Here is a 24,327-nt window from a genome sequence, read left to right on the forward strand (position 1 = left end):
GAAACGCCCGGTCCCATTCCGAACCCGGAAGCTAAGCCCTCCAGCGCCGATGGTACTGCACCCGACAGGGTGTGGGAGAGTAGGACACCGCCGAACACACTTTCCAGAACACCCCCGAACCACACGGTTCGGGGGTGTTCTGCATTCCCCAACAAAAACACTCCACCGTGCATCCCCCTCGGACACCAGTCGACACCGGTCGAGCACACACCCACCGCAAAAACACCCCCCGAATGTGCGCTGACACCACCACCACACGCACAACAGGAGGGTGAATCCACCACCCCTCCGCCAGTCAGAGACACAGACGCACACCCATGTGCCAGACGCTCACCCAGGTGCTAGCACCTGGCCGTGCACCCGACACAACGGCGAGCGTCCATCACCGACACCCCACCCCCCGAATATGGACACAACACGAGGGTGAATCGACCCCTTGAACCCGGAGGCCCAGTACGAAACCAGAGGTCCGAAGCACTGTGGGCGGATGCTCATTGGTTCTGGTCGGCGGGCGTATTCAGTTGCGTAACCCACACCTGGGGTCTGCTTTTTTCAGTTTTGAGCCGACTCTCTGTTTGGATGACAGAGTCGGTTCACCGACGCAGAGCTTGAACTCTTTATCGAAAGGACCCGTTGTGCCGGAAGACAGCAACGACCGCCGCTCCTTCCGTGGTGACGGAAACCCTCGCTCGAACGACTCGCGGGGCCGTTCCGGTGGTGGCGCAGGCCGTTCAGGCAATCCTCGTCGAGGCGAGGGCGGCGGAGGTAGGTCCGACGGGCCTCCTCGTCGTCGGGGCGGTGAAGGCGGATTCTCGGGTGATCGCAGGGCAAGCGGACCCGCGGACAGGCGTCCGCCGCGTCCGGAGGAGCCGGATCTGCCCGACGAGGTCGAGGCGGGTCAGCTCGAGCCGGCGATCCGTCGTGATCTGCTGAGTCTCGACAAGAACAATGCGACTGCCGTTGCACGGCACCTCGTGATGGCGAGTCGGCTGCTCGACGATGATCCGCAGCTTGCGCTACAGCACGCTCGTGCTGCCCGTCAGCGAGCAGGACGAATCGCCGTGGTCCGCGAGACCGCGGGTGTGACGGCGTACCACGCGGGTGAGTGGGCCGAGGCTCTGTCCGAGCTGCGTGCCGCTCGGCGTATGGCTGGAGGGCCGGGGCATCTCGCCGTGATGGCGGATTGTGAGCGAGGGCTGGGTCGCCCTGAGCGCGCTATCGAACTCGGTCGAAGCGATGAAGCACGGGAGCTGACCGGTGAGGCGGCGTCGGAACTCCGCATCGTCGTGGCCGGTGCGCGTATGGATCTGAGTCAGTTCGACCAGGCCGTCGTGACATTGCAGACTCCTGATCTGGATGCATCGCGGTCGGGTACCGCAGCTGCTCGCTTGTTCTACGTGTACGCCGATGCTTTGGTTGCAGCTGGACGCGTCGACGAGGGCGTCAAGTGGTTCCTCAATGCCGCTGCTGCCGACGTCGATGGAGAAACAGACGCCGAGGAGCGTGTCGAGGAGTTGTCCGGGCAGTGACCACCGATTCGGTTCTGAGGTCTCAGCACGACGTTCTGTTGCTCGATCTGGACGGCACCGTCTATCAGGGCAACGATCCAATTTCTGGAGCGGTCGAGTACCTCCGCGGTGCCTCGGAGCACTCAGGGAGCGGCGAGAAGCAGTACTTCGTGACCAACAATGCGAGCAGGTCGCCGGCGGACGTCGCGCATCATCTGGTGGAGCTCGGGTTCGACACGTCCGAAGAGTTCGTGGTGACGAGTGCGCAGGTCGCTGCTCGGATACTGGCGGAGCGTGTCCCTGCCGGTTCGACCGTTGTCGTGGTCGGCACGGACGCCTTGTCGGCGGAGATTTCGCTGGTCGGTCTGAGTCCTGTTCGCCGATCAGAGGGTGAGCCTGCTGCCGTTGTCCAGGGGCACAATCCGGCAACGGATTGGGGCATGCTTGCCGAAGCCGCGTTCGCCATTCGTGGAGGTGCCGTATGGGTGGCCACCAACACCGACGCGACCCTGCCGACGGAGCGAGGCCTTGCGCCCGGCAACGGTTCGATGGTGGCTGCCGTTCGTACTGCGACCGGTAGTGAACCGTTGGTAGCGGGTAAGCCGGCGGCGCCCATCATGCAGGACGCCATTCGTTTGAGTGAGGCTAGAAGCCCGCTTGTCGTCGGCGACAGGCTGGACACCGACATCGCCGGGGCGTGCACGATAGGCATTCCGTCACTACTGGTCCTGACCGGTGTCAGCAGCGCGTTGGATGCGGTGCGTGCTGAACCGTCGCAGAGGCCGACTCACATCGGCTTCGATCTGGACGTCCTGAATGTCTCCTCCGAAAGGTCTCGGGTCGGAACGAAGGACGGATGGTCTGCTGGCGTCGAAGACGGCCTGCTCGTCGTGACGTATGTGGGAGCCGGCGCGCCGGACCCTCTGGACGGACTCCTGACTGCTGCTGATGCGGCGTATCGCTCGGACCGAGCGTGGACCACCGTAAAGGTCGACGGGGCCGGGACAGACGCGCTTGCTCGACTGCTGACGTAACCGATCCGGCGTCGGGCGCTCGGACACACGTCGGACCTATCCGATAGCGTTAGCGTCGATGAGCACGTCGATTCCACTTCCAGGGCAGCACCGCCCGCAGGACTCAGCGACCCCCGATGTCGACCCGAGCGAGGTCGTGTCTGAAGTCGACGCTTTGCTGGACCGGCTTCCGGACGAGGGTGACGCCCCGATGGATCTGAACGTGCAGGCGCAGATCCTCGGACGTGCGCATGATGTTCTCGTGCATGCGCTCTCCTCCGTGGACAAGAGCTGACGTGGCACGGCGCGCACGCGTCGACGCCGAGCTCGTTCGTCGAGGCTTGGCGCGTTCGCGAGAACACGCGGTGGAGCTGATTGCCGGCGGGCGAGTGAAGATCGCAGGGACGGTCGCGACGAAGCCCGCTACTGCTGTGGAGGCCGGAACGCCGCTGCTGGTGTCCGAAACCGAGAACGAAACTCAGTGGGCGTCTCGAGGCGCGCACAAGCTGCTCGGGGCGCTGGAGGTGTTCGAACGAGGTGGCTTCTCGGTCGCGGGCAAACGGTGCCTCGATGCAGGGGCATCGACGGGCGGGTTCACCGATGTGCTGCTGAGCAAGAACGCGAAGGAAGTGGTCGCGGTCGACGTCGGGTACGGCCAACTCGTGTGGCGCCTGCAGTCCGACGAGCGGGTTCACGTCGTCGATAGAACCAACGTGCGTTCCATCGATGCGGACACCATCGACGGTCGTGTCGAGGTCGTGGTTGCGGATCTGTCGTTCATCTCGCTCAAACTGGTGTTGCCTGCGTTCGTGGCGTGCACTGCGCCCGACGCGGACCTGGCGCTGATGGTGAAGCCGCAGTTCGAGGTCGGCAAGGACCGCGTCGGATCCGGCGGTGTCGTTCGTGATCCGCAGCTGCGCATCGAGACGGTCGTCGACGTGGCGCGAGCAGCTGCCGAGCTGAACTTGTCGCTACGGGACGTGACGGCGAGTCCGCTTCCCGGTCCCTCGGGCAACGTCGAGTATTTTTTGTGGCTACGATCGCACTCGTCCGTGCAGAAACCTGCTGCGGATGCCGATGTGCAGGCCTTGGTAGAACGCGCGGTCGAGGAGGGCCCACAATGACTTTCGTTCCGGCGACTACTCCGGTGCGCGAGGTCTTGCTGGTCGCTCATCCGGGTCGTCGCGAGATCGCGGACACCGCCAGGCGGGTCGCGAAGGTACTGGGTGAAGCGGGCATTCGCCTGCGCGTGTTGTTGGACGAGGTTGATTCGTCGCGCATCGAGGCAGTCGGTCCCACCGGTACCGACGTGACACTCGGTGCAGACCTCGAACTCTCGGTCGTCGAGTTCGGTCCCGACGCCGCCGCGGGCTGCGAGCTGGTGCTTGTGCTGGGCGGAGACGGCACGTTCCTGCGCGCTGCAGAACTGGCGCGCAGCGCGGACATTCCGGTGTTGGGGATCAATCTCGGACGTATCGGGTTCCTTGCCGAAGCGGAGGCCGACAATCTCGAAGAGGTACTCACACGAGTGGTGAGTCGGGAGTACCGCGTCGAGCCGCGTATGACGCTGGACATCGCGATACGCGTCGGCGACCAGGTGGTCGAGCGCGGTTGGGCGTTGAACGAGGCCAGTATCGAGAACGGTTCACGCCTCGGTGTGCTCGAGGTCGTGTTGGAGGTCGACGACCGTCCCGTCTCCGCGTTCGGCTGCGACGGCGTGCTGATCGCGACGCCCACGGGGTCGACGGCCTACGCGTTCTCGGCGGGCGGCCCGGTGGTGTGGCCCGAGTTGGAGGCGATTCTGGTCATTCCCAGCAATGCGCACGCGTTGTTCGCGCGTCCTCTGGTGACCAGTCCGGAGTCGTTCATCGCGGTGGAAACGGATGCCGCCGGGCACGACGCGCTGGTGTTCTGTGATGGACGCAGAACCATGAAGTTGCCTGCCGGCGGCCGCGTCGAAGTCATCCGTGGGGGCACGCCGATTCGATGGGTTCGCCTGGACTCGGCGCCGTTCGCCGATCGGATGGTCACCAAGTTTGCGCTACCTACATCAGGATGGCGGGGGAGAGCGAGGTAAGCATGCTCGAAGAGATTCGAATCGACAGCCTCGGAGTCATTTCAACTGCAAGCGCACAGTTCCACGAAGGCCTCACTGTCCTGACCGGTGAAACGGGTGCGGGCAAGACAATGGTCGTCACGAGCCTGCACTTGTTGTCCGGCGCCCGCGCCGACGCAGGCAGGGTGCGCCTCGGCGCCGATCGTGCTGTCGTCGAGGGCAGGTTCAGCACCGAAACCGCGTCGGCACAGGTCGTCGACGAGGTCGAGCGTGTGCTCGAATCGGCCGGGGCGCAGCGCGATGAAGACGACTCCATCATCGCGCTGCGGACCGTCAACGCGGACGGACGCTCGCGTGCCCACCTCGGCGGCAGAAGTGTGCCGGCAGCAATCCTGTCCGGCTTCACCGATTCGCTGCTGACCGTCCACGGCCAGAACGATCAGTTGCGGCTGCTCCGAGCAGACCGTCAGCTCGATGCGCTCGACCGGTTCGCAGGTGACTCGGTCGCCACGCCGCTGAAGAAATATCGCACCGCACGTACCGAGTGGCTAGCTGCCAGAACCGAACTGATCGACCGCACCGAGCGCAGCCGCGAACTGGCACAGGAAGCCGACCGGTTGCAGTTCGGCCTGCAGGAGATCGATGCCATCGCGCCTGAGATGGGCGAGGACGTCACCATTGCCTCCGACGTGCGAAGGCTCGGCGACCTGGATTCGCTGCGCGAAGCCGCTGAAGGCGCCGGCGCAGCGTTGGTGGGGGCCGCGGACGACGTCGGCGACGGCATTTCGGCTCTTCATCTGCTGGGCGAGGCCAGAACAAGGCTGGAACAGACGGACGACACCACGTTGACCGATCTGCTGCCGCGAGTGAACGACGCGTTGGCGTTGGTCACCGATATCGGCGCGGACATCACGAGCTACCTTTCCGACCTACCGTCCGATCCGTCCGCGCTCGAGACGATGCTCAACCGTCAGTCCGAGCTGAAGTCGTTGACTCGGAAGTACGCAGCGGATGTCGACGGTGTCATCGCGTGGGCCGACGAGGCGCGTGATCGTCTGTCCAAGATCGATGTGTCGGCCGACGCTCTGTCCGAGTTGTCCGCGAAGGTCGATTCCGCTGCGGTCGATGTGTCCGCGGCGGCGAGCAAACTGACGGCTGCGCGAGCAAGGGCAGCCTCCAAGCTGGCCAAAGCAGTCAGTGCGGAGCTGGCGGGCCTGGCGATGGGCAAGGCCAAATTGCAGCTCGATCTGCGCACGATCCCCGCCGGCCCCCAGGACACCGCGCCGCTGTCGGTCGACGGTACCGAGCTCCATGCCGGTGCAAGCGGTGTCGACGAGGTCGAATTCAAACTGTCCGCGCACGACGGTGCCCAGGCGCTGCCAATCAGCAAGAGTGCCTCGGGCGGCGAACTGTCCCGCGTGATGTTGGCGCTCGAGGTCGTGTTGGCGGGGTCCGACAAGGGCGCCACCATGGTCTTCGACGAAGTCGATGCCGGTGTCGGCGGTCGGGCAGCGGTCGAGGTCGGACGGCGGCTTGCTCGCCTGGCGAGGACACACCAGGTCATCGTCGTCACCCACCTGCCTCAGGTAGCCGCCTTCGCCGACACACATCTGGTGGTCGACAAAGCGGACTCGAAGAAGGGCGCCGCCAACAGCGGCGTGAAAACGCTGTCCTCGTCGGAAAGGGTCGTCGAGCTGGCCAGAATGCTGGCCGGTCTGGACGACACCGAAACCGGTCGCGCTCACGCAGAAGAGCTGCTCGCCACCGCCCGCGCCGACCGAGAAAAATAACCGCCGCAAGCCCGGTCCCGGTCATTCCTGCAGGCTCCACTCCTGCCTCCGGGTCGTTCCTGCAGGCTCCACTCCTGCCTCCGGGTCGTTCCTGCAGGCTCCACTCCTGCCTCCCGGTCATTCCTGCAGGCTCCACTCCTGCCACCCGGTCATTCCTGCAGGCTCCACTCCTGCTGGTGCAGATGTGACCAGTGTGGTAATTGGTTCGGCGCGCCTCCACCGTCGGGCGTGTCGTCGGCGTCATCATGGATCCCATGAAGATGCCGGCTCTGCTGTCACGCAATCAGGATTCGCTGCCCGGAATCAGTGGTATCGCCCGGGTCGATCGCAACACTGCCAAGCTGCTGAAACGCGTCGGTCCAGGGGACATCGTCGTGCTCGACGAGCTCGACCTGGACAGGTTGACGGCAGACGCGCTCGTCTCGGCGGGTGTGCTGGCGGTCGTCAATGCCTCCCCGTCGATCTCGGGTAGGTATCCCAATCTCGGACCCGAGGTGATCGTCGCGAACGGCATCACCCTGATCGACTCGGCCGGCGCCGAGGTGTTCAAGAAGATCAAGGACGGGTCGAAGATCCGCTTGAACGATGGTGGCGTCTACACCGGCGACCGCCGCCTCGCCAAAGGTGAGGAGCAGAGCGAAGCCGAGATCTCCGATCGGATGATCGAGGCCAAGACCGGACTGGTCGACCATCTCGAGGCGTTCTCGGGCAACACGATCGAGTTCATCCGCACCGAGAGTCCGCTGCTGATCGACGGTGTCGGTGTGCCGGATATCGACATCGTGTTGCAGGATCGCCATGTCGTCGTGGTGGCCGACGGTCCAGGCCACGCCGAGGATTTGAAGAATCTCAAGCCGTTCATCAAGGAGTATCAGCCGATCATCATCGGCGTCGGAGCCGGCGCGGACACCGCGATGAAGGCGGGACACCGCCCGGATTTGATCGTCGGCGATCCGGAGGAGATCACCGCGCAGACGCTGAAGTCCGGCGCAGAGGTGGTCCTTCCTGCCGATTCGGACGGTCATGCCAATGGTCTCGAGCGTATCCAGGATCTGGGCATCGGCGCGATGACGTTCCCGGCGACGGGCGCGCCTGCCGATCTGGCACTGCTGCTGGCCGACCACCACGGGGCGTCGTTGATCGTCACCGTCGGTAGCCCGGCAAGTCTGGACGAGTTCTTCGACCGCGGTCGTCGCAACACCAATCCCGCGGCCTTCATGACCCGACTGAAGGTGGGCGCGAAGTTGGTGGACGCCAAAGCCGTTGCGACTCTGTATCGCAGTCGCGTCTCCGGCGGGGCCATCGCTCTGCTGATTCTTGCGGCTCTGGTTGCGGTGATCGTCGCTCTGGTGGTGTCCAACATGGGCGGCGACGTGCTCGATTGGGCTGTGAACCTCTGGAACCAGTTCGCGACGTGGGTTCAGGGGCTGCTCGCGTGATTTCGATGCGTCAACATGCCATTTCGATCGCGGCGATCTTCGTTGCTCTCGCGATCGGAGTGGTTCTCGGTTCCGGGTTGCTGTCGAGCGGCCTCGTCTCGGGTCTGCGCGACGACAAGACCGACCTCGAGAACGAGGTCGGTACGCTGCAGGACACCAACAATCAGCTCGGTGAGCAGCTCAACTCCGCGGACGGTTTCGATGCTGCGGTGTCCGGTCGCGTCGTGCGCGACGCGTTGCTCGACAGGAGCGTCGTCGTCATCACCACTCCCGACGCGGACCCGGGTGACGTCGACGGCGTGACGCGGTCCATCGAGGCGTCCGGCGCCGCGGTGACGGGCCGGGTGTCGCTCACCGATTCGTTCGTCTCCGCTGCGAGCGGTGACGATCTACGGACGCGGCTGACCAACGTGGTGCCTGCAGGGATTCAACTGCGCACGGGCGCAGTGGATCAGGGCAGCATGGCGGGTGATCTGCTCGGTTCGGTGTTACTGCTGAACGCGCAGACCGCCGAGCCCCAGTCCACCCCCGAGGAGTTGGCGCTGGCTCTGGAGACGCTGCGCAGTGGCGGGTTCATTGCGTACGACAACGGTGCCGTTGCACCAGCTCAGCTCGCTGTCGTCGTCACCGGAGGTAGCTCCGAGGACGGCGACGGCAATCGTGGTGCGATCGTCGCCAGGTTCGCCGGCGGGCTCGACGCCAGGGGAGCAGGCACGGTTCTGGCGGGTCGCACCGGAGCAGCGAACGGGAACGGGCCCGTCGCGGTCGTGCGCGCCGACTCGGCGTTGTCCACGGGTGTGAGCACGGTCGACAACGTCGACCGAGAGGCAGGGCGCATCACGACAACCCTCGCGTTGCAGGAACAACTTGACGGTGCGGCGGGGCGGTACGGCACCGGGGCCAATTCGACGGCAGTGACGGTGGGCGCTCCGGCGCGGTAACTCGCAGCACAGAAGTGGCGCGTCGTTCGCGTGAACGGCCGTAGTGGTGTTACCGTGAAGACCCGTGGGTAGCAGGCCCATTATGGACGTAGTACCTCTCTTGCCAGCTCTCTGGCAGGAGCAAGCCCTGCAGATTGGTCACGGGAGCATCATTGTCACGCCTTCAGTCGCGATCTGACACCAAGCACATCTTCGTCAGCGGAGGCGTCGCGTCTTCGCTCGGCAAGGGCCTCACGGCGTCGAGCCTCGGGCAGCTACTGACCGCACGTGGCCTTCGCGTCACCATGCAGAAGCTCGATCCCTACCTCAACGTGGATCCGGGCACCATGAATCCGTTCCAGCACGGCGAGGTCTTCGTGACCGAGGACGGCGCGGAGACGGACCTCGACGTCGGCCACTACGAGCGGTTCCTCGATCGCGATCTTTCGGGGTTCGCGAACGTCACCACCGGTCAGGTCTATTCGGCGGTCATAGCCAAGGAACGTCGCGGTGAGTACCTGGGCGACACGGTTCAGGTCATCCCGCACATCACCGACGAGATCAAGAGCCGCATCCTCGCGATGAACGGCCCGGATCTGCAGGGGCATCAGCCCGACGTCGTCATCACCGAGATCGGCGGCACGGTCGGCGATATCGAGTCTCAGCCATTCCTCGAAGCCGCGCGCCAGGTCCGTCACGACGTCGGTCGCGAGAACGTCTTCTTCCTGCATGTCTCGCTGGTTCCGTTTCTTGCCCCGTCGGGTGAGCTGAAGACGAAGCCGACGCAGCACTCGGTCGCAGCGCTGCGCAGCATCGGTATTCAGCCGGATGCGTTGATCCTGCGGTGCGATCGCGAGGTCCCTCCGGGTCTCAAGAACAAGATCGCGCTGATGTGCGACGTCGATGTCGACGGCTGCATCTCCACTCCCGACGCTCCGTCGATCTACGACATTCCCAAGGTCCTCCACAAAGAGGGTCTGGACGCGTACGTGGTCCGTAAACTCGGGCTTCCGTTCCGTGACGTCGATTGGACGGTGTGGGGCGGGCTCCTCGAGCGTGTTCACGAGCCCCGCGAGACGGTTCGCGTCGGCCTAGTCGGAAAGTACGTCGATCTTCCCGACGCTTATCTGTCGGTCACCGAGGCGCTTCGCGCCGGTGGTTTCGCGCATCGGTCGAAGGTCGAGATCAAGTGGGTGCCGTCCGACGAATGCTCGACGCCGGCCGGTGCGCAGGCTGCGTTGGGTGACGTCGATGCAGTGCTGATTCCCGGTGGGTTCGGTATTCGCGGTATCGAAGGAAAGCTCGGAGCCATCGAGTTCGCGCGGACCCGCAAGGTTCCGCTGTTGGGGTTGTGCCTCGGGTTGCAGTGCATGGTCATCGAGGCGGCTCGCTCGGTGGGCTTGACCGACGCCAATTCGGCCGAGTTCGAGCCGGACACGAAGTACGCCGTCATCTCGACGATGGCGGACCAGGAGGATGCTGTCGCCGGTGAGGCCGATCTCGGTGGCACGATGCGTCTGGGTGCCTACCCGGCGAAGTTGAACAAGGGATCTGTCGTGGCCGGTGCGTACGGTTCGACGGAGGTGTCCGAGCGTCACCGTCATCGCTACGAGGTCAACAACACCTACCGTGACCGAATCTCCAAGAGCGGCTTGGTGTTCAGTGGGACTTCGCCCGACGGCCACCTCGTGGAGTTCGTCGAGCTGCCCGCGTCGGTGCATCCGTTCTTCGTCGGTACGCAGGCTCACCCCGAGCTCAAGAGCCGCCCGACGCGTCCGCATCCGCTTTTCGCGGCACTGATCAATGCGGCGTTGAAGTACAAGGCCGCCGAGCGCCTTCCGGTGGATGTGCACGGTGAAGAGGCCACCAAGGATTCCGAGTTCCCGGTGTCCGGTGCCACTACCGAAAGCGTCGGATGACCACTTCGGAATCCGGCTCGGGTCCGCAGGGGCGCCACGAGTTCACCACCGTCGCAACCAAAACCGTGTACGAGGGTGCAATTCTGGCGCTTCGGCTCGACCAGGTCGAGATGCCGGGCGGACGTGTGGCCGAGCGTGAGGTCGTCGAGCATCACGGCGCTGTGGCGATCGTGGCACTCGACTCGTCCGGCCGCGTGGCGATGATCGAGCAGTACCGTCACCCGATCGGTCGGCGCCTGTGGGAGCTGCCTGCCGGTCTGCTCGACGAGCTCGACGAGCCACCTGTCGACGCTGCCAAGCGCGAACTGGCCGAGGAGACCGGTCTTGCCGCGGACACGTGGTCGGTGCTCGTCGACGTGACGGCGTCGCCAGGCTTCACCGACGAGTGTGTGCGGATCTTCCTCGCGGAGGATCTGTCCGAGGTGGACCGTCCGGAAGCACGGGACGAAGAAGCCGACCTGGTATTGCAATTCGTCCCGCTGACCGAAGCCGTCCAACGCGCCCTGTCCGGCGAGTTCATCAACGCCTCCGCGGTATCGGGGATCCTCGCCTTGGCAGCGTCCAGGGCTGGGTCGACGCCGCTGCGGCCCGCCGACGCCCCGTGGCCGGATCTTCCGACGACCTTCGAGCTGCGGAAGCGTTCTCACGGATAGGTCAGGGGTGCTGGCGAAGCAGATATCCGCGTATCTCGATCACCTCGAGGTCGAGCGCGGTGCTGCGAAGAACACTCTGTCCTCGTACCGCCGGGATCTTCGGCGGTACGAGGCCTTCCTGTCCGGGCATCACATCGACGATCTCGGAGCCGTCGGCGAACACGACGTCACCGCGTTCGTCATCGAGCTCCGACGTGGGGGAGACGAGTTTCCACCTCTCGCTGCGAGTTCGGCCGCGCGCACCCTCATCGCGGTCCGCGGGCTGCACAAGTTCGCGGCACTCGAAGGCTTCACCCGCGTCGACGTGGCGAGCGCGGTCAAGCCGCCGACGCCCAGTCGTCGTCTCCCCAAGTCGCTTCCGCTGGATCAGGTCATCGCGATTCTCGACGCTGCGACGACGGGCGGTCCTGACGCTCCGAGAGGGCTGCGGGACAAGGCGCTACTCGAGTTGCTCTACTCGACGGGCGCTCGTATCTCGGAAGCCGTGGGTCTCGACGTCGACGACATCGACACCGACAACCGTGCGGTACTTCTGCGCGGCAAGGGCGACAAGCAGCGCGTCGTACCGATCGGCCGTCCGGCGGTCGACGCCGTCGACGCGTATCTCGTGCGGGGTCGCCCGGCGCTGGCCAAGAAGGCGACTCCTGCGCTGTTTCTCAATGCTCGGAGCGGTCGGTTGTCACGGCAGAGTGCATGGCAGGTGCTGCACACGGCGGCGGAACGGGCGGGTATCGCCACCGCGGTCTCCCCGCACACATTGCGGCATTCGTTCGCGACGCACCTGCTGGACGGTGGTGCGGATGTGCGCGTCGTTCAGGAGCTTCTCGGGCACTCATCGGTGACGACGACGCAGATCTACACCCTGGTCACCGTCAACACGCTTCGTGAAGTGTGGGCGGAGGCGCATCCACGCTCCCGGTGACGTGCTTTTGCGCGTGTCCGGCGAAGGTGTCGACCGAGCACGCGGTAGCGTTGGACAGCAGTCGCGAAGGAAGAATCGAAAAGTACGAACGGACAGGGGAGCGCTGGAGACGTGTCGACACCGTGGCCGCCAGCGGCGGAGTCTGGCTCGGAGAAGACCTGGGAAGAGGCGACCCCTACGCCTCCAGCTCCGCCGGCACCGGCCACGCACTCGGCTCCGGCGAGTGACTCGTCGTATCGAAGCTACGAGGCCACTCCCGACGGCCTCACGCCCCAGCATCCGCACAACGACGGCGCGTTGTTCCATACGCGTCAGCCCGACACCAGCCGTGAGACGAGAGAAACCATTCCTGCGGCAACCGAATTAGGCCCCACCGGTCGTAAGACCAGGGAAGTTCCCGATCCCCAGCCTTTGGCCAAGCACGGTCCCGCGAAGATCATCGCGATGTGCAATCAAAAGGGCGGCGTCGGCAAGACGACGTCGACGATCAACCTGGGTGCGTCGCTTGCCGCCTACGGCAGGCGTGTCCTGCTCGTCGATCTCGACCCGCAGGGTGCATTGTCGGCCGGCCTCGGCGTCGCGCACCACGAGTTGGATCTCACTGTGTACAACCTGCTCGTCGAGCCGAAGATCTCCGCGGACGACGTCCTGATGCGTACGCGGGTGGAGAATCTGGATCTTCTGCCGAGCAACATCGACCTGTCCGCCGCGGAAATTCAATTGGTGACCGAGGTGGGCCGCGAGCAGACGCTCGGTCGGGTTCTGCACCCGGTGCTCGATCGATACGACTACGTGCTCATCGACTGCCAGCCGTCCCTGGGTCTGCTTACCGTCAACGCACTGACGTGCGCCGACGAGGTGCTGATTCCGATGGAGTGCGAGTACTTCAGCCTGCGCGGTCTCGCGCTGCTCAACGACACCGTCGAGAAGGTGCGCGACAGGCTGAATCCGCGGCTGAAGCTCGCCGGCATCGTGGTGACGATGTTCGACGCGAGGACGCTGCATTCGCGTGAGGTCATGACTCGTGTCGTCGAGGTGTTCGGCGACGTCGTCTACGACACAGTGATCACTCGGACGGTCCGGTTCCCCGAGACGTCCGTCGCCGGCGAGCCGATCACTACGTGGGCGCCCAAATCATCTGGTGCACAAGCCTATCGGTCGTTGGCCCGTGAGGTCATCTACCGTTCCGGTCCGTAACCGATGACCGACACCGCCACCGAGACCACGCCGATCGAAGTACCCGAGAACGAGGACCCGTCGCGTTTTCGTGTTCGGCTGCTCAACTTCGAGGGGCCGTTCGATCTCCTGCTCACGCTGATCAGTCAGCATCGCCTGGACGTCACCGAAGTCGCGCTGCACACCGTCACCGACGATTTCATCTCCTTCACCAAGAGCCTGGGCAAGGAGATGGGCCTCGATCAGACGACTGAGTTTCTGGTCGTCGCGGCGACTCTGCTGGATCTGAAGGCGGCGAGGCTGCTGCCGTCGGGTGACGTCGAGGACGCCGAGGATCTTGCTCTTCTCGAAGTGCGCGATCTTCTGTTCGCGCGGTTGTTGCAGTATCGGGCGTACAAGCAGGTTGCTCAGCTCTTCGGCGAGCTCGAGGCAGCGGCCCTGCGCCGGTATCCGCGGTCGGTGTCCGTGGAGGACCGCTACACAGACTTGATCCCCGAGGTGCTGTTGGGCGTCGATGCAGCTCGATTCGCGGACATCGCGGCGGCTGCCTTCCGTCCGAAGCCGATCCCGAAGGTCGGTCTCGATCACATTCACCAGCACTCGGTGTCGGTTCCCGAGCAGGCGAAGTGGGTCATGGAACGGCTGGCGAGCAAAGGCGAGGGCGCATGGACGCCGTTCTCGGAGCTGACCGAGGGGTGCGAACACACCGTGGAGATCGTCGCGCGGTTCCTCGCGCTGCTCGAGTTGTTTCGCGAGCAGGTTCTGGCGTTCGAGCAGCCCGAGCCGTTGGGTGAGCTGTTGGTGACGTGGACGGGTAAGGAGAAGTCGGGGCAGGTTCTGGTCTCGGCGGTGGATTATGGATGAGCAACAGCCGCTCGACGTGGAGTCTGCGGAGGAGACGGACGAGCTGGACGACGCCACGCTCGTCTCGGCTCTGGAGGCCGTCCTGCTGGTGGTGGATTCGCCTGCATCGAACGAGCAGTTGGCGTCGGCCGTCGGGAGCGATGTCGGACGCGTGAAGCCGATTCTGCAGAGGATGTCCGCGGATCTGACCGAACGCCGCAGCGGAATCGATCTCCGATACGCCGGTGACGGCTGGCGTTTCTACACGCGCACGGTGTACGCGCCGTACGTGGAGAGGCTGCTTCTCGACGGCGCTCGGTCCAAGCTCACACGCGCGGCATTGGAGACTCTCGCCGTTATCGCATATCGTCAACCGTTGACCCGCGCGCGAGTCAGCGCCGTGCGAGGGGTCAACGTCGACGGAGTGATGCGCACGTTGCTCGCTCGCGGACTGATTTCGGAAGCTGGAGTGGATCCGGAATCGAACGCAACCATGTACTCCACAACCGAGTTGTTCCTCGAACGGCTCGGTCTGGCTTCGCTCACGGATCTGCCACCGCTGGCGCCGTTGTTGCCGGGAGTGGACCTGATCGACGAGATCAGTGACAGCATGGATACCGACCCGAGAGTTACCCGCTCCACCAAGAACCGCGGATCGAAACCCGATCCGGTAGCCGAGCTCGACTCGGACGACTGATAGGTAAAGAAGTGAACAAGCCCGCTCGCCGTGATGGCACACCGGACAGGAACAAACGACAGGCTCCGCGTAGGAAGCCGACGACCGGACGGTCGGAGGATCCGCGCGAGAACCGACGCAGGGAGGATGCACCCCGCGCCGGAGGGCCCCGCAAGGCAGTCCCGCGCAAAGGCGTCGACCAGCGCAAACCCTTCGAGAACAAGCCGGTCGACAACGGCATCAACGATCGCAGCAACGACGCCGTGCCGCGCAAGAAGCCCTCTCGGCCCAAGCCACCGAAGCCGCAGAAGAAGCAGGCTCCGTCGACCACCATTTCCAACGCGAAGCCCGCGAAGCACCAGTACATCGAACCCGACGCCAAGCGGCGTCACGTCCCGCGCGGTGAGGGTGTGCGTCTGCAGAAGGTGCTCGCTCAGGCCGGTGTCGCATCGCGCCGGGCTGCCGAAGAACTGATCGCCGACGGTCGCGTCGAGGTCGACGGCCGCATCGTCACCGAGCAGGGAATCCGGATCGATCCGGACGTCGCGATCGTCCGCGTCGACGGCACACGCATTGTGGTGAAGGAAGAACTCGTTCACCTCGCGATGAACAAACCGCGTGGATGGCAGTGCACCATGTCCGACGATCTGGGACGCCCGTGCGTCGGCGACATCGTCTCCGAGCGGGTGCAGGCAGGGCAGCGACTGTTCCACGTCGGACGTCTCGATGCCGATACCGAGGGGCTTCTGCTCTTCACCAACGACGGTGATCTTGCTCACCGCCTGATGCATCCGTCGTACGAGGTGTCGAAGACCTACCTGGCAACGTTGTTCGGCGCGATCCCGCGAGATCTGGGCAAGAAGCTCAAAGCCGGTGTCACCCTCGACGACGGTCCGGTGAAGGTCGACGGGTTCGCGCTCCTCGACATCTCCAACGGCCTGTCACTCGTGCGCGTCACCCTGCACGAGGGCCGCAAGCACATCGTCAGGCGCCTGTTCGACTCGGTCGGATTCCCGGTCGGTCGCCTCGTGCGCACCGACGTCGGCAACGTTGCTCTCGGCGACCAGCGTCCCGGCACGTTGCGTGTGCTGGGACGCGGCGAGGTCGGCAAGCTCTACGAGTCGGTCGGTCTGTGATGGACGATCTCGGCATCGACGGCCTGGTCATTGCCATGGACGGGCCGTCGGGAACCGGTAAGTCGACGGTCTCGCGCAAGCTCGCCACGGAACTCGACGCTCGGTACCTCGACACCGGTGCGATGTACCGCGTGGCGACGGTGTGGGTGCTGCGCGCCGGAATCGATCCGACGGATTCGGAGAAGGTGGCCGACGTCGTCGCGACGCTTCCTCTGGACATCGGCACCGACCCCGCGGCGGAGGCAGTCACTCTTGCAGGTGAGGACGTCTCGGAGGAGATCCGAGGCGAGGCCGTCACCAAGGCGGTCTCGGCCGTGTCGGCCGTTCCTCGGGTGCGTGAGCTCCTGGTGCAGAAGCAGCGCGACATCTCGGCGTCGTTTCCGCGGATCGTCGTGGAGGGTCGCGACATCGGGACCGTCGTGTTGACCGACGCCGACGTCAAGGTCTTCCTGACGGCGTCGCCGGAAGCACGGGCGGATCGGCGCAACAAACAGAACATCTCTCAGGGACGAGTCGACGACTACGAGGCCGTGCTCGCCGACGTCCAACGCCGCGATCACGCGGATTCCACTCGCGCCGTATCTCCGTTGCGGCCTGCCGAGGATTCCGTGATCGTGGATACCAGCGATCTGGGCATGGACGGCGTCATCGACGCGTTGCTCCAGGTTGTGCACGACAGAACTGGAGTGAAGCAGTGACCGAGGATTTGTACGCAGCCGAGGCTGCAGGCGACGGCACCTGGAGTGACGAGGGGGAGTGGGAGTTCCTCGACGGTGACGAGTTCGCCGAGGGCGAAGAAGCCGTTGCCGTGCCGACCCTGGCAGTGGTCGGGCGACCGAACGTCGGAAAATCGACGCTGGTCAACCGCATCATCGGCCGACGCGAAGCAGTTGTCGAGGACATCCCCGGCGTCACGCGAGACCGAGTATCCTACGAGGCCAACTGGGCCGGACGTCGGTTCCTGGTGCAGGACACCGGCGGGTGGGAGCCCGACGCCAAGGGACTGCAACAGTCCGTTGCGCGCCAGGCCGAGTTGGCGATGAACACCGCTGACGCGATTTTGCTCGTCGTCGACGCACGCGTCGGGTCGACGACGACCGACGAAGCGGTTGCGCGTGTGCTGCGCCGCTCGAAGACTCCGGTGCTGCTGGTGGCCAACAAGGTCGACGACGGACGCACCGAGTCCGAGGTCGCGTCGCTGTGGTCGCTCGGCCTCGGCGAACCGAATGCGGTGTCGGCGACGCACGGCCGCGGCACCGGCGATCTGCTCGATCGCGTTCTCGAAGCGCTCCCGGAGACGCCCCGCGAAGGTATTCCCGGCGGCGGTCCGAGACGAGTTGCCTTGGTCGGTAAACCCAACGTCGGCAAGTCGTCGCTGATCAACAAGCTGTCCGGCGACGAGCGATCCGTAGTACACGACGTTGCAGGCACCACCGTCGACCCCGTCGACTCGCTCGTCGAATTGGGTGGTAAGACATGGCGTTTCGTCGACACGGCCGGTCTGCGTAAGCGAGTCAGCCATGCCAGCGGCGCCGAGTTCTATGCGTCGCTGCGGACGAAATCGGCCATCGAGGCCGCCGAGGTCGCAATCCTGCTCATCGACTCGTCACAGGTCATCTCGGAGCAGGATCTGCGTGTTCTGTCGATGGTCGCCGACGCGGGCCGTGCGCTCGTGCTGGCGTTCAACAAGTGGGACCTCGTGGACGAGGACCGTCGACTGCAGTTGGAGAAGGAGATCGATCGCGATCTCGCTCGGGTGCCGTGGGCGCAGCGTGTCAACATCTCCGCGCACACCGGCAGGGCCGTGCAGAAGCTTGTTCCTGCCCTCGAGACGGCTCTCGAGTCCTGGGACAAGCGAATCCCCACCGGCAGGCTCAACAACTGGCTCAAGGAGGTCGTCGCCGCGACGCCCCCGCCGATGCGTGGTGGGCGTCTGCCGAGAATCATGTTCGCCACCCAGGCGACCACCCGTCCGCCGACATTCGTTCTGTTCACCACAGGCTTCCTCGAGGCCGGCTACCGCCGGTTCATCGAGCGGCGTCTGCGTGAAGAGTTCGGCTTCGACGGCAGCCCCGTCCGTGTCTCGGTCCGTATCCGCGAAAAGCGCGAACGGCCGGGCAAGGGCAACAACCGCCGATAGATCTCCGCCCACCCCTGACCAGCCGATTTCGTGTCAGGGGTGGGGCTGGGGTAATCTCATCGAGCGCCTTAACCGGCGCGGCGGGCTGTGGCGCAGCTTGGTAGCGCACTTGACTGGGGGTCAAGTGGTCGCAGGTTCAAATCCTGTCAGCCCGACACATAGATGCAGGTCAGAGGCGGTTTCGGAGAAATCCGGGGCCGTCTTTTTTGTGTGCGTGCCGCGGGAGTGTCACTACTCGTTTCTGACACCGTCGAACTTGGTGCTTAGGCGGTGTCCAGACGGGTCCACTGGTGTCCGGATATTTGCGTGCGTCGATCGAATGGACCTGAGCGGACGAAGCTACTTGATCCAGCTGGTTCGCTGTCAAGTAGCTGCGTAGTCCGGAGGAGTCCGTGTCGAGTTGACACTCGGACTTAAAAGGTGGCTTCGGTTTTAGTTGCGTCCAGATCCGATGGCGGCGCACTGCCTATGCGGCGGGTGCTACCGGTCGGCGTTCGGCTTCAGCACGGGATGATGTAGCTCGGGTCCGTGGTGGTGTCGAGCCATTTTCCGTACGAGTCGCCGCCGGATGCCGCGACGGCGGCGCACACCTCGGGTTCGGTAGTGCCGGCGATGCGGTAGACGGCATAAATTGGGTTTCCGTCGGTAGTGGCTTGTCGAAGCGACGGACATGCGTTGTCGGTGCGCAGATACTGCGAACCTGGATTGGCGAGGAGTTGCGCGGCGACCTCTTGCGCGTAGCTATTGGGATTTGTGGCTGAATACAGCACGACGATTCCTGTGCCGTCACACGACGGGACTGACATGGTAGAGGCAAGGCCTAGGTCGCCTCTCGCCGATCCGGTCGACGGCGTAGCTGCGGTGGATGACGAGGGGGCTGCCAGTGGCGCAGATCCTGCTGACTGTCCGACCCACTTCGCTAACTCGTCTCCGAGGGCACCGTTGTAGCGAATGGATGCAATCGGCGGTCCGGTGACATCGAAGGCGACGACTCCTTTGAGGAGGTCGCCCGATGTGACGGTTGCTGTCGATAGTTGCCCGTCGACGGTCCCGAGAGCTGCGTCGTAGGAGGTGCCGTCGGCCGCCCTGGCGGTGAAGTAGAGGGGATTGACGTTTGTGGTCCCTCGGATGCCTTCCAATGTGACTGTGATCTGCTGCAGTTCACCGGCGGCGGGGAGGCCGTACTTCGACCCTAGTGCTGGGGTGAGAGTTTGGACGGTGATGCGAGTCGTGACGTCGCCGTCGGTGACATCCTGTGCGGCTCCGATCGGAACCGCCGCATCGGTCGGCGGCGCGGTGCGCACCTCGGTTCTGGTGCTGCTTTCCGCTGTTGGGACGCCGTTGGTGCTGCTGCAGCCTGTCAGCACGAGCGCGGTGATGGCGGGGACGAGGAGCCACGATGCTCCGGTGTACTTGCGCGTCATTGATGCGTCCCGTTTCTGTGTCGATGGGTTGCCGATCACATATCTGCGTGCGATGTCGGGCGTTACATCTGAGCTCTAGACGGTGTCATGCAGCTGGCATCGAGTTTTCTGGCGTCGGACCGCTGATGGTAGGTGACGGAATGGAGTATGCGTGCAGGTTCACCGTTTTGCGGCCCGCTAACAGAGCCGGGTCAACTTGTCTGCGGGAAAATTGGGACTGACATGTGCGGTTATCGGTCGGCTGTCGCGTCTTTGACCGCGGCGCGGGTGGATCGTTACTCTCCGAATCGGTTGTCGCCACGACCATTCGCTGCGTGTGTATTCGATGCATGGTCGGCGTTTTTCCTGCATTTCCATGACAGAGCCCAGGCCGTTCGGCCAGTCGTTGACCGGGAGCGGTCTCCGTCGTTTCAGACCAAGGCTGTAGCCATCGAAGACCAGCCGGACTGCTACTGCGCTGCCGGGAGGTCGAGTGCGGCCGCGACGAGCTGCGGGCAGTGGGAGCGGCGGTGCATGCTCGGCCCTTCTCGCATAATGTTGAGTGCGGTGGTGGCGGCGGCGCCGATGACGGCGACGTCGTCCAGCAGGCGCTGTAATTGCGCGATTGAGCTGTGAAGATGGTGGTCTGGCGGTCGGGCAGAGGGCTGCGCACCCGCAAGTCACGCGGGGTCGCGAAAGGTACCCGGGGCGTGGCCATTGTGGGGCGAGGCTCGCGAGATGCCGTGTGGGTAAGGCGGGTCGCGTTATTGCCGGTACTCGTTCTCGGCGTGTCGATCCCCGGCGGACTGTTCCTCGCGACGTCGGTTGGGTGGTGCTGGACTGTAGGAGTCCACGAAATCTGTCGGCGGGTCGCGTTAAGGTTGTCCCATGTCGCCAGAAGCGCTCATAACGGAGACCGTACGGTCTCTGCCGGCGGAGCTTGTTCGCGAGAGCATCGCGGCCGTCGCCGGCCAGTATCTAGCCCTGATGGTGTACGGCAGCCAGGCCCGCGGTTCCGCAGATATTGATTCTGATGTCGACGTCCTTGCCGTCGTCAAAGAAGGTGCCGGTGCCTACAGCGCTGGAAGGGTAGCAATCACGGCCTACACACCAGCCCAGCTACATGCGATGGCTCAGACGTCAAGCTTATTCATACTGCACCTCAGGACCGAAGGGGTAGTCCTTGAGGATACGACGGGCGTACTAGCGCGTGTTCTCTCGGCATACACTCCGATGAAAGATTTCGAGGCCCAGCGCCAGCAGATCCGAGCCGCCGCGTCAGTACTTAACGTAGGTCCCGACTTGTTTGCCTCTCATGGTCAGTCTCTCGGAAGGTTGGGTGTATACCTGCTTCGAACCGCTCTGTACCTGGATGGTGCCGAAGCCGATCGTTTGGACTTCGATATTGGGCTGGCCGCCGCAAATAACGGTGACGATAGAGTAATGCGCGCAGTCGCGTTGAAGCGCGCACCATCATTCAGTGAAGCGGACCTTGACCTCCTCGCGTGTGCCACAGCGAGTGTGCTTGGTTGTGATCGCGAGGCCACCCTCACGACGGCCGACGAACTCCAGGCGCGAGCGCTTCACCTTGCGGAAGCGTTCCCACACGCCTCGGCTCTTTTGGTAAACGTGCTCTTCGGTGCCAGTGAGGTCGACTACGTCGGTCTCGCGTTGGTCCCGTGGTGATGATTCTATGGAACAGCAGCCGCTCGCAATTATCGGAGACGTGCACGGCCAGGCCTCGGAGTTAAGAGCCGCACTAGACGCCTGTTTGGGGCGCCGACATGTGGTGTTGGTTGGCGACTATGTGAATCGAGGCACCAGATCGGCTGAGGTTCTCGAACTTGTCGCTGACGCGCTAGGGGACGGGCAAGCGACTGCTCTAATGGGAAATCACGATTATGCACTTTTGCGATATATTGCTAGCGGCGAACTAGCTCCATTCGCGCGGATGGGTGGGCTCGCGACGATTAACTCATACACCGGTGCCGTCGAGGAAGACCCTCACTCGGCCCTGCTCGCTACCATGCCCCTTGCGCACGTAAAGCTGCTTGAGGACCTCCTCTACTACTATGAAGATGACGGCCTTATCGTTTCGCACTGCGGTGTTCCGCCGACAGACCCCAACGATCGCAGTCTTGACCAGCTAGTTCTCGGAAGCCACCCTGAGTTGTTTGGGCCCGGTAGCGCGGATCTCCCAAAGATTGTGGTCTCTGGTCACTATGCCCAGAGAGGAAGTAGTCCATTCGTGTCGGAACGTTACATTTGCGTCGATACTGGTTGTGGAACTATCCCTGGTGCACCCCTAAGTGTTCTCGACTGGCCGGAACGTCAATTCAATTATTATGGGGTGCAGTGAATAGCAAAGTTCAGGCAGAGTTGGCCTCACTCCGCGAGGCATTCAATCAGGGCGAGTCAATCGCTATAATTCATTATGCTTCAGGAAACTTCTACCTGGCGAAGGATCGACCTGTTGAGGTGAACTGCATTTCGGTGGTTGACCTCGGAGACCTCAGTACTGTTTCGTTCAGCCTTGCTGACTTCAAGGGGGACGATCTAGAGGCGCGTGAGAGGCTACTCCTCGACTCATTCTATGAATGGCTTGGCGCGCACCAGGACGTTAGAGTCGTCCATTGGAACATGAATAACGCCGACTACGGGTTCGCGGCAATCGCCGCTAGGTACCACTGGCTAATTGGTGAGAGCCCCTCAGCGGTCTTGCCTCAGGCTCGAATGATGGATCTTGACTCAGCGATCGAAGACCTCTACGGCGAGGCTTATGCGCCTCACCCTAAACTTCAAAACCTTGCCGCACTTAACAAATTGAGTCAACGCTACTGGCTCAAGGGTGCCGAGGAACCGGAAAGGGCTGCGGGTGGTGACTTCGCAGCAGTACAGCGTTCGACGTCAGAGAAGGCTCGTGCCGTCGCGAGGCTGACACGCTTGTTGCTAAATGGCGATCTCGCCACGCAGGAGAGTGTTGGCGACATCTTCTTCGCCGACGGCCGCATTGACGCAGTGAAGACTGTCTTGACCGTCGCTCAGCGAATGTTATTGGTCGAACGTTCGTTGAGTCGCCGTCATAAGGGGAGGGATACCATTAACTTGACGGACGAGTACGATACCCAAGACTTGCTCCGGTCTCTTCTGGTGATCTTCTTTGAGGACGTCCGCGAAGAGACTGCGACACCCGAGTATGCGGGTGGTTCTACGCGAATCGACTTTATTCTGCCGGACTTCCAGGTTGCGATTGAAGTCAAGAAAAGCCGTGACTCCATGAGCCCGAAGTCGCTAGCCGATGAACTTATCATCGATCGTGACCGTTACGCTAAAGACGATCGGGTCGGCCATCTGATATGTGTAGTATTCGATCATGAGGGTCGACTCATGAACCCTCGAGGGCTGGAGTCGGATTTAAGTAGGCAGTCCTCAGCGGCTGGTCTCGCAGTAACGGTAAAGATTATCGATCGATGACCGTTGGGACTGCCCCAGGTTTGGTTGACATCTGATCTGTGAGGATCGCTCCTCACGGTGGAAGGGTGTTCACCATGCCGAAAGCGTTCGCAGAGGAGTTCCAGTCATGCTTCGTCAAACCATGGGGGACGTTGGTTTGCTCGAAGGACTGTCTTCTCGGCGACCCGACGAGCTGCGCGCCGCCGCTTAATTTCATTCCGCCGATACCCGTATTCGGCATGCCGGATCGAACCATCGAGAAGCCAGCACTCGTCACATGTAATGCTCTCGAAGCGCGGTGCCGTACGAGACGTCACCAATATTGCAGAGATATGGTCCGCGGTTTTCGCGTCCAACACATCCATGTGAACTAGGTGCAGAAGTGTAGCGATGACTACTGTCGGTGCCGATTCTTTGTGCCGAATCATGACATCATAGGGAGACAGCGCGGCAAGCGGTTCTTCGCGGATACGCACTACCAGATCCGCGATTCCGTCTGCGACAACTCTGTGGGCCTTTCTTTGGTCTGCGGCTTCGTTGCCTGCGTGCCAGTACGCTCCGTCATACTCCAGTCCGATCGTGACACCGCTTGCCAAGCGGAAACGCATGTCCAAATGCATTCTCCCGTCGCTCGGCAGCTTCAGATCTTGCTCGCCGCCTCCGAGAACAAAATTCAGCAAGTCGAAAATTTGCGCTTCGAGACGTGAGGACCGCGGCTGGTCGCCCACGCATGCAGGACAGCTATCACCTCTGAAGTATCGCCCGCGTGCAGATCCTGACCAACGTCCTCGCATACGGCAAAAATACTTGGGGGTACCGACATGCTCCGCGATTAGCCAGTGGGTCGATGTTCAGTCACTTTTCGCGGCGTTGGACCCTTCTGGTGTTCGGAGCACTTACGTGGATTCGCAAGGATCGATCGGTATTCGAGCGTGCCGCGAGCGTGTCACTACTCCATGCAACTGGGGGTGGATCCGCGTGAACCGATATGGATGAAAAGGCCTGCTCAGAGGCTATGCGGTGGGTCCGGGTGGGACCAACGAAGTATGACCAGTCTAGCTGGGGGTCAAGTGGTCGCAGGTTCAAATCCTGTCAGCCCGACACATAAGTGCAGGTCAGAGGCGGTTCCGGAGAAATCCGGGGCCGCCTTTTTCGTTTGCGTGCCGCGAGAGTGTCACTACTGGCAGGTCCCCGATAGTCGGACCACCGCGTTCTAGAGCCACGGTGTGATTGATTTCAGTCGATCTCGCAGCCGTCCACCGGTTGGTGGGTGTGGGTGC

The 24,327-nt window shown here is 63.3% G+C and carries 22 protein-coding genes, 1 tRNA gene and 1 rRNA gene; 22 read left to right on the plus strand and 2 right to left on the minus strand.

Going from position 1 to position 24,327, the window contains the following annotated elements:
- From rrf to CH293_RS22525, 19 genes are all read left to right on the plus strand, one after another.
- Window positions 1-96, plus strand: a 5S ribosomal RNA gene (rrf, locus tag CH293_RS22435); the annotation flags it as partial.
- A gap of 539 nt (window positions 97-635) precedes the next feature.
- Window positions 636-1,529, plus strand: a complete 894-nt coding sequence (locus CH293_RS22440; protein WP_080733070.1) for a hypothetical protein — start codon at window positions 636-638, stop codon at window positions 1,527-1,529.
- Complete coding sequence (locus tag CH293_RS22445; RefSeq protein WP_094721537.1) at window positions 1,526-2,542, plus strand: HAD-IIA family hydrolase; 1,017 nt, start codon at window positions 1,526-1,528, stop codon at window positions 2,540-2,542. Before CH293_RS22440 ends, CH293_RS22445 begins: the two co-directional genes overlap by 4 nt.
- A 58-nt stretch (window positions 2,543-2,600) precedes the next feature.
- Window positions 2,601-2,816, plus strand: coding sequence for a hypothetical protein (locus tag CH293_RS22450; RefSeq protein WP_037112692.1), 216 nt, complete (start codon window positions 2,601-2,603; stop codon window positions 2,814-2,816).
- A 1-nt stretch (window position 2,817) separates the two neighbouring features.
- On the plus strand, window positions 2,818-3,645 hold the full coding sequence (locus tag CH293_RS22455; RefSeq protein ID WP_037112690.1) for a TlyA family RNA methyltransferase: 828 nt from the start codon (window positions 2,818-2,820) through the stop codon (window positions 3,643-3,645).
- Window positions 3,642-4,598 carry an NAD kinase gene (locus CH293_RS22460; protein WP_037112688.1) on the plus strand — a complete coding sequence of 319 codons (957 nt, stop codon included), beginning with the start codon at window positions 3,642-3,644 and terminating at the stop codon, window positions 4,596-4,598. Before CH293_RS22455 ends, CH293_RS22460 begins: the two co-directional genes overlap by 4 nt.
- A gap of 2 nt (window positions 4,599-4,600) precedes the next feature.
- On the plus strand, window positions 4,601-6,367 hold the full coding sequence (gene recN, locus CH293_RS22465; RefSeq protein ID WP_170945328.1) for a DNA repair protein RecN: 1,767 nt from the start codon (window positions 4,601-4,603) through the stop codon (window positions 6,365-6,367).
- Between the two features lie 254 nt (window positions 6,368-6,621).
- Window positions 6,622-7,806: a putative cytokinetic ring protein SteA gene (steA, locus tag CH293_RS22470; RefSeq protein WP_094721543.1), complete on the plus strand. Its 1,185-nt coding sequence runs from the start codon at window positions 6,622-6,624 to the stop codon at window positions 7,804-7,806.
- Window positions 7,803-8,747, plus strand: coding sequence for a copper transporter (locus CH293_RS22475; RefSeq protein ID WP_141216858.1), 945 nt, complete (start codon window positions 7,803-7,805; stop codon window positions 8,745-8,747). The genes steA and CH293_RS22475 overlap by 4 nt, the downstream gene beginning before the upstream one ends.
- 152 nt (window positions 8,748-8,899) lie before the next feature.
- Complete coding sequence (locus tag CH293_RS22480; protein WP_037112683.1) at window positions 8,900-10,645, plus strand: CTP synthase; 1,746 nt, start codon at window positions 8,900-8,902, stop codon at window positions 10,643-10,645.
- Complete coding sequence (locus CH293_RS22485) at window positions 10,642-11,298, plus strand: NUDIX hydrolase (RefSeq protein WP_037112682.1); 657 nt, start codon at window positions 10,642-10,644, stop codon at window positions 11,296-11,298. The genes CH293_RS22480 and CH293_RS22485 overlap by 4 nt, the downstream gene beginning before the upstream one ends.
- Before the next feature lie 7 nt (window positions 11,299-11,305).
- Window positions 11,306-12,220, plus strand: a complete 915-nt coding sequence (gene xerD / locus CH293_RS22490) for a site-specific tyrosine recombinase XerD (protein WP_094721538.1) — start codon at window positions 11,306-11,308, stop codon at window positions 12,218-12,220.
- A gap of 345 nt (window positions 12,221-12,565) precedes the next feature.
- On the plus strand, window positions 12,566-13,417 hold the full coding sequence (locus CH293_RS22495) for a ParA family protein (protein ID WP_052083076.1): 852 nt from the start codon (window positions 12,566-12,568) through the stop codon (window positions 13,415-13,417).
- A 3-nt stretch (window positions 13,418-13,420) separates the two neighbouring features.
- The gene (locus CH293_RS22500; protein WP_037112677.1) at window positions 13,421-14,260 is read left to right on the plus strand and encodes a ScpA family protein; all 840 of its coding nucleotides are present in this window, start codon (window positions 13,421-13,423) and stop codon (window positions 14,258-14,260) included.
- Window positions 14,253-14,936 (plus strand): SMC-Scp complex subunit ScpB, encoded by a 684-nt coding sequence (gene scpB / locus CH293_RS22505; protein ID WP_019667871.1) that lies wholly within the window; start codon window positions 14,253-14,255, stop codon window positions 14,934-14,936. Before CH293_RS22500 ends, scpB begins: the two co-directional genes overlap by 8 nt.
- 11 nt (window positions 14,937-14,947) lie before the next feature.
- Window positions 14,948-16,051, plus strand: coding sequence for a pseudouridine synthase (locus CH293_RS22510; protein WP_080733069.1), 1,104 nt, complete (start codon window positions 14,948-14,950; stop codon window positions 16,049-16,051).
- Window positions 16,051-16,749 carry a (d)CMP kinase gene (gene cmk / locus CH293_RS22515; RefSeq protein WP_094721540.1) on the plus strand — a complete coding sequence of 233 codons (699 nt, stop codon included), beginning with the start codon at window positions 16,051-16,053 and terminating at the stop codon, window positions 16,747-16,749. The genes CH293_RS22510 and cmk overlap by 1 nt, the downstream gene beginning before the upstream one ends.
- Window positions 16,746-18,191 (plus strand): ribosome biogenesis GTPase Der, encoded by a 1,446-nt coding sequence (der, locus tag CH293_RS22520; RefSeq protein ID WP_037112674.1) that lies wholly within the window; start codon window positions 16,746-16,748, stop codon window positions 18,189-18,191. Before cmk ends, der begins: the two co-directional genes overlap by 4 nt.
- 81 nt (window positions 18,192-18,272) lie before the next feature.
- Window positions 18,273-18,346, plus strand: a tRNA-Pro gene (locus CH293_RS22525).
- Between the two features lie 345 nt (window positions 18,347-18,691).
- Here CH293_RS22525 and CH293_RS22530 read toward each other — a convergent pair.
- The gene (locus CH293_RS22530; protein ID WP_052067858.1) at window positions 18,692-19,615 is read right to left on the minus strand and encodes a DUF1942 domain-containing protein; all 924 of its coding nucleotides are present in this window, start codon (window positions 19,613-19,615) and stop codon (window positions 18,692-18,694) included.
- 867 nt (window positions 19,616-20,482) lie between these two features.
- Here CH293_RS22530 and CH293_RS22535 point away from each other — a divergent pair.
- The 3 genes from CH293_RS22535 to CH293_RS22545 are packed head-to-tail and all read left to right on the plus strand — an operon-like array spanning window position 20,483 to window position 23,068.
- Complete coding sequence (locus tag CH293_RS22535) at window positions 20,483-21,280, plus strand: nucleotidyltransferase domain-containing protein (RefSeq protein WP_094721541.1); 798 nt, start codon at window positions 20,483-20,485, stop codon at window positions 21,278-21,280.
- Between the two features lie 7 nt (window positions 21,281-21,287).
- Entirely contained in the window at window positions 21,288-21,953 is a 666-nt protein-coding gene (locus tag CH293_RS28825; RefSeq protein WP_094721542.1) for a metallophosphoesterase, read from the plus strand.
- Entirely contained in the window at window positions 21,950-23,068 is a 1,119-nt protein-coding gene (locus CH293_RS22545) for a hypothetical protein (RefSeq protein WP_080733804.1), read from the plus strand. Before CH293_RS28825 ends, CH293_RS22545 begins: the two co-directional genes overlap by 4 nt.
- 104 nt (window positions 23,069-23,172) lie before the next feature.
- On the opposite strand, the gene CH293_RS27970 is transcribed toward CH293_RS22545, so the two are convergent.
- Window positions 23,173-23,775, minus strand: coding sequence for a hypothetical protein (locus CH293_RS27970; RefSeq protein ID WP_141217211.1), 603 nt, complete (start codon window positions 23,773-23,775; stop codon window positions 23,173-23,175).
- Window positions 23,776-24,327 lie beyond the last annotated feature (552 nt).

This window comes from Rhodococcus sp. 14-2470-1b, from assembly GCF_002259415.1.
Taxonomy (GTDB): domain Bacteria; phylum Actinomycetota; class Actinomycetes; order Mycobacteriales; family Mycobacteriaceae; genus Rhodococcoides.

What these genes read in the sequence shown, in the direction of transcription:
- cmk (WP_094721540.1), top strand. Translation starts at nt 16,051, where the DNA reads ATGGACGATCTCGGCATCGACGGCCTGGTCATTGCCATGGACGGGCCG.
- CH293_RS22450 (WP_037112692.1), top strand. Translation starts at nt 2,601, where the DNA reads ATGAGCACGTCGATTCCACTTCCAGGGCAGCACCGCCCGCAGGACTCA.
- CH293_RS22530 (WP_052067858.1), bottom strand. Translation starts at nt 19,615, where the DNA reads ATGACGCGCAAGTACACCGGAGCATCGTGGCTCCTCGTCCCCGCCATC.
- CH293_RS22485 (WP_037112682.1), top strand. Translation starts at nt 10,642, where the DNA reads ATGACCACTTCGGAATCCGGCTCGGGTCCGCAGGGGCGCCACGAGTTC.
- CH293_RS22460 (WP_037112688.1), top strand. Translation starts at nt 3,642, where the DNA reads ATGACTTTCGTTCCGGCGACTACTCCGGTGCGCGAGGTCTTGCTGGTC.
- CH293_RS22500 (WP_037112677.1), top strand. Translation starts at nt 13,421, where the DNA reads ATGACCGACACCGCCACCGAGACCACGCCGATCGAAGTACCCGAGAAC.
- scpB (WP_019667871.1), top strand. Translation starts at nt 14,253, where the DNA reads ATGGATGAGCAACAGCCGCTCGACGTGGAGTCTGCGGAGGAGACGGAC.
- CH293_RS28825 (WP_094721542.1), top strand. Translation starts at nt 21,288, where the DNA reads ATGGAACAGCAGCCGCTCGCAATTATCGGAGACGTGCACGGCCAGGCC.
- steA (WP_094721543.1), top strand. Translation starts at nt 6,622, where the DNA reads ATGAAGATGCCGGCTCTGCTGTCACGCAATCAGGATTCGCTGCCCGGA.
- CH293_RS22535 (WP_094721541.1), top strand. Translation starts at nt 20,483, where the DNA reads ATGTCGCCAGAAGCGCTCATAACGGAGACCGTACGGTCTCTGCCGGCG.
- recN (WP_170945328.1), top strand. Translation starts at nt 4,601, where the DNA reads ATGCTCGAAGAGATTCGAATCGACAGCCTCGGAGTCATTTCAACTGCA.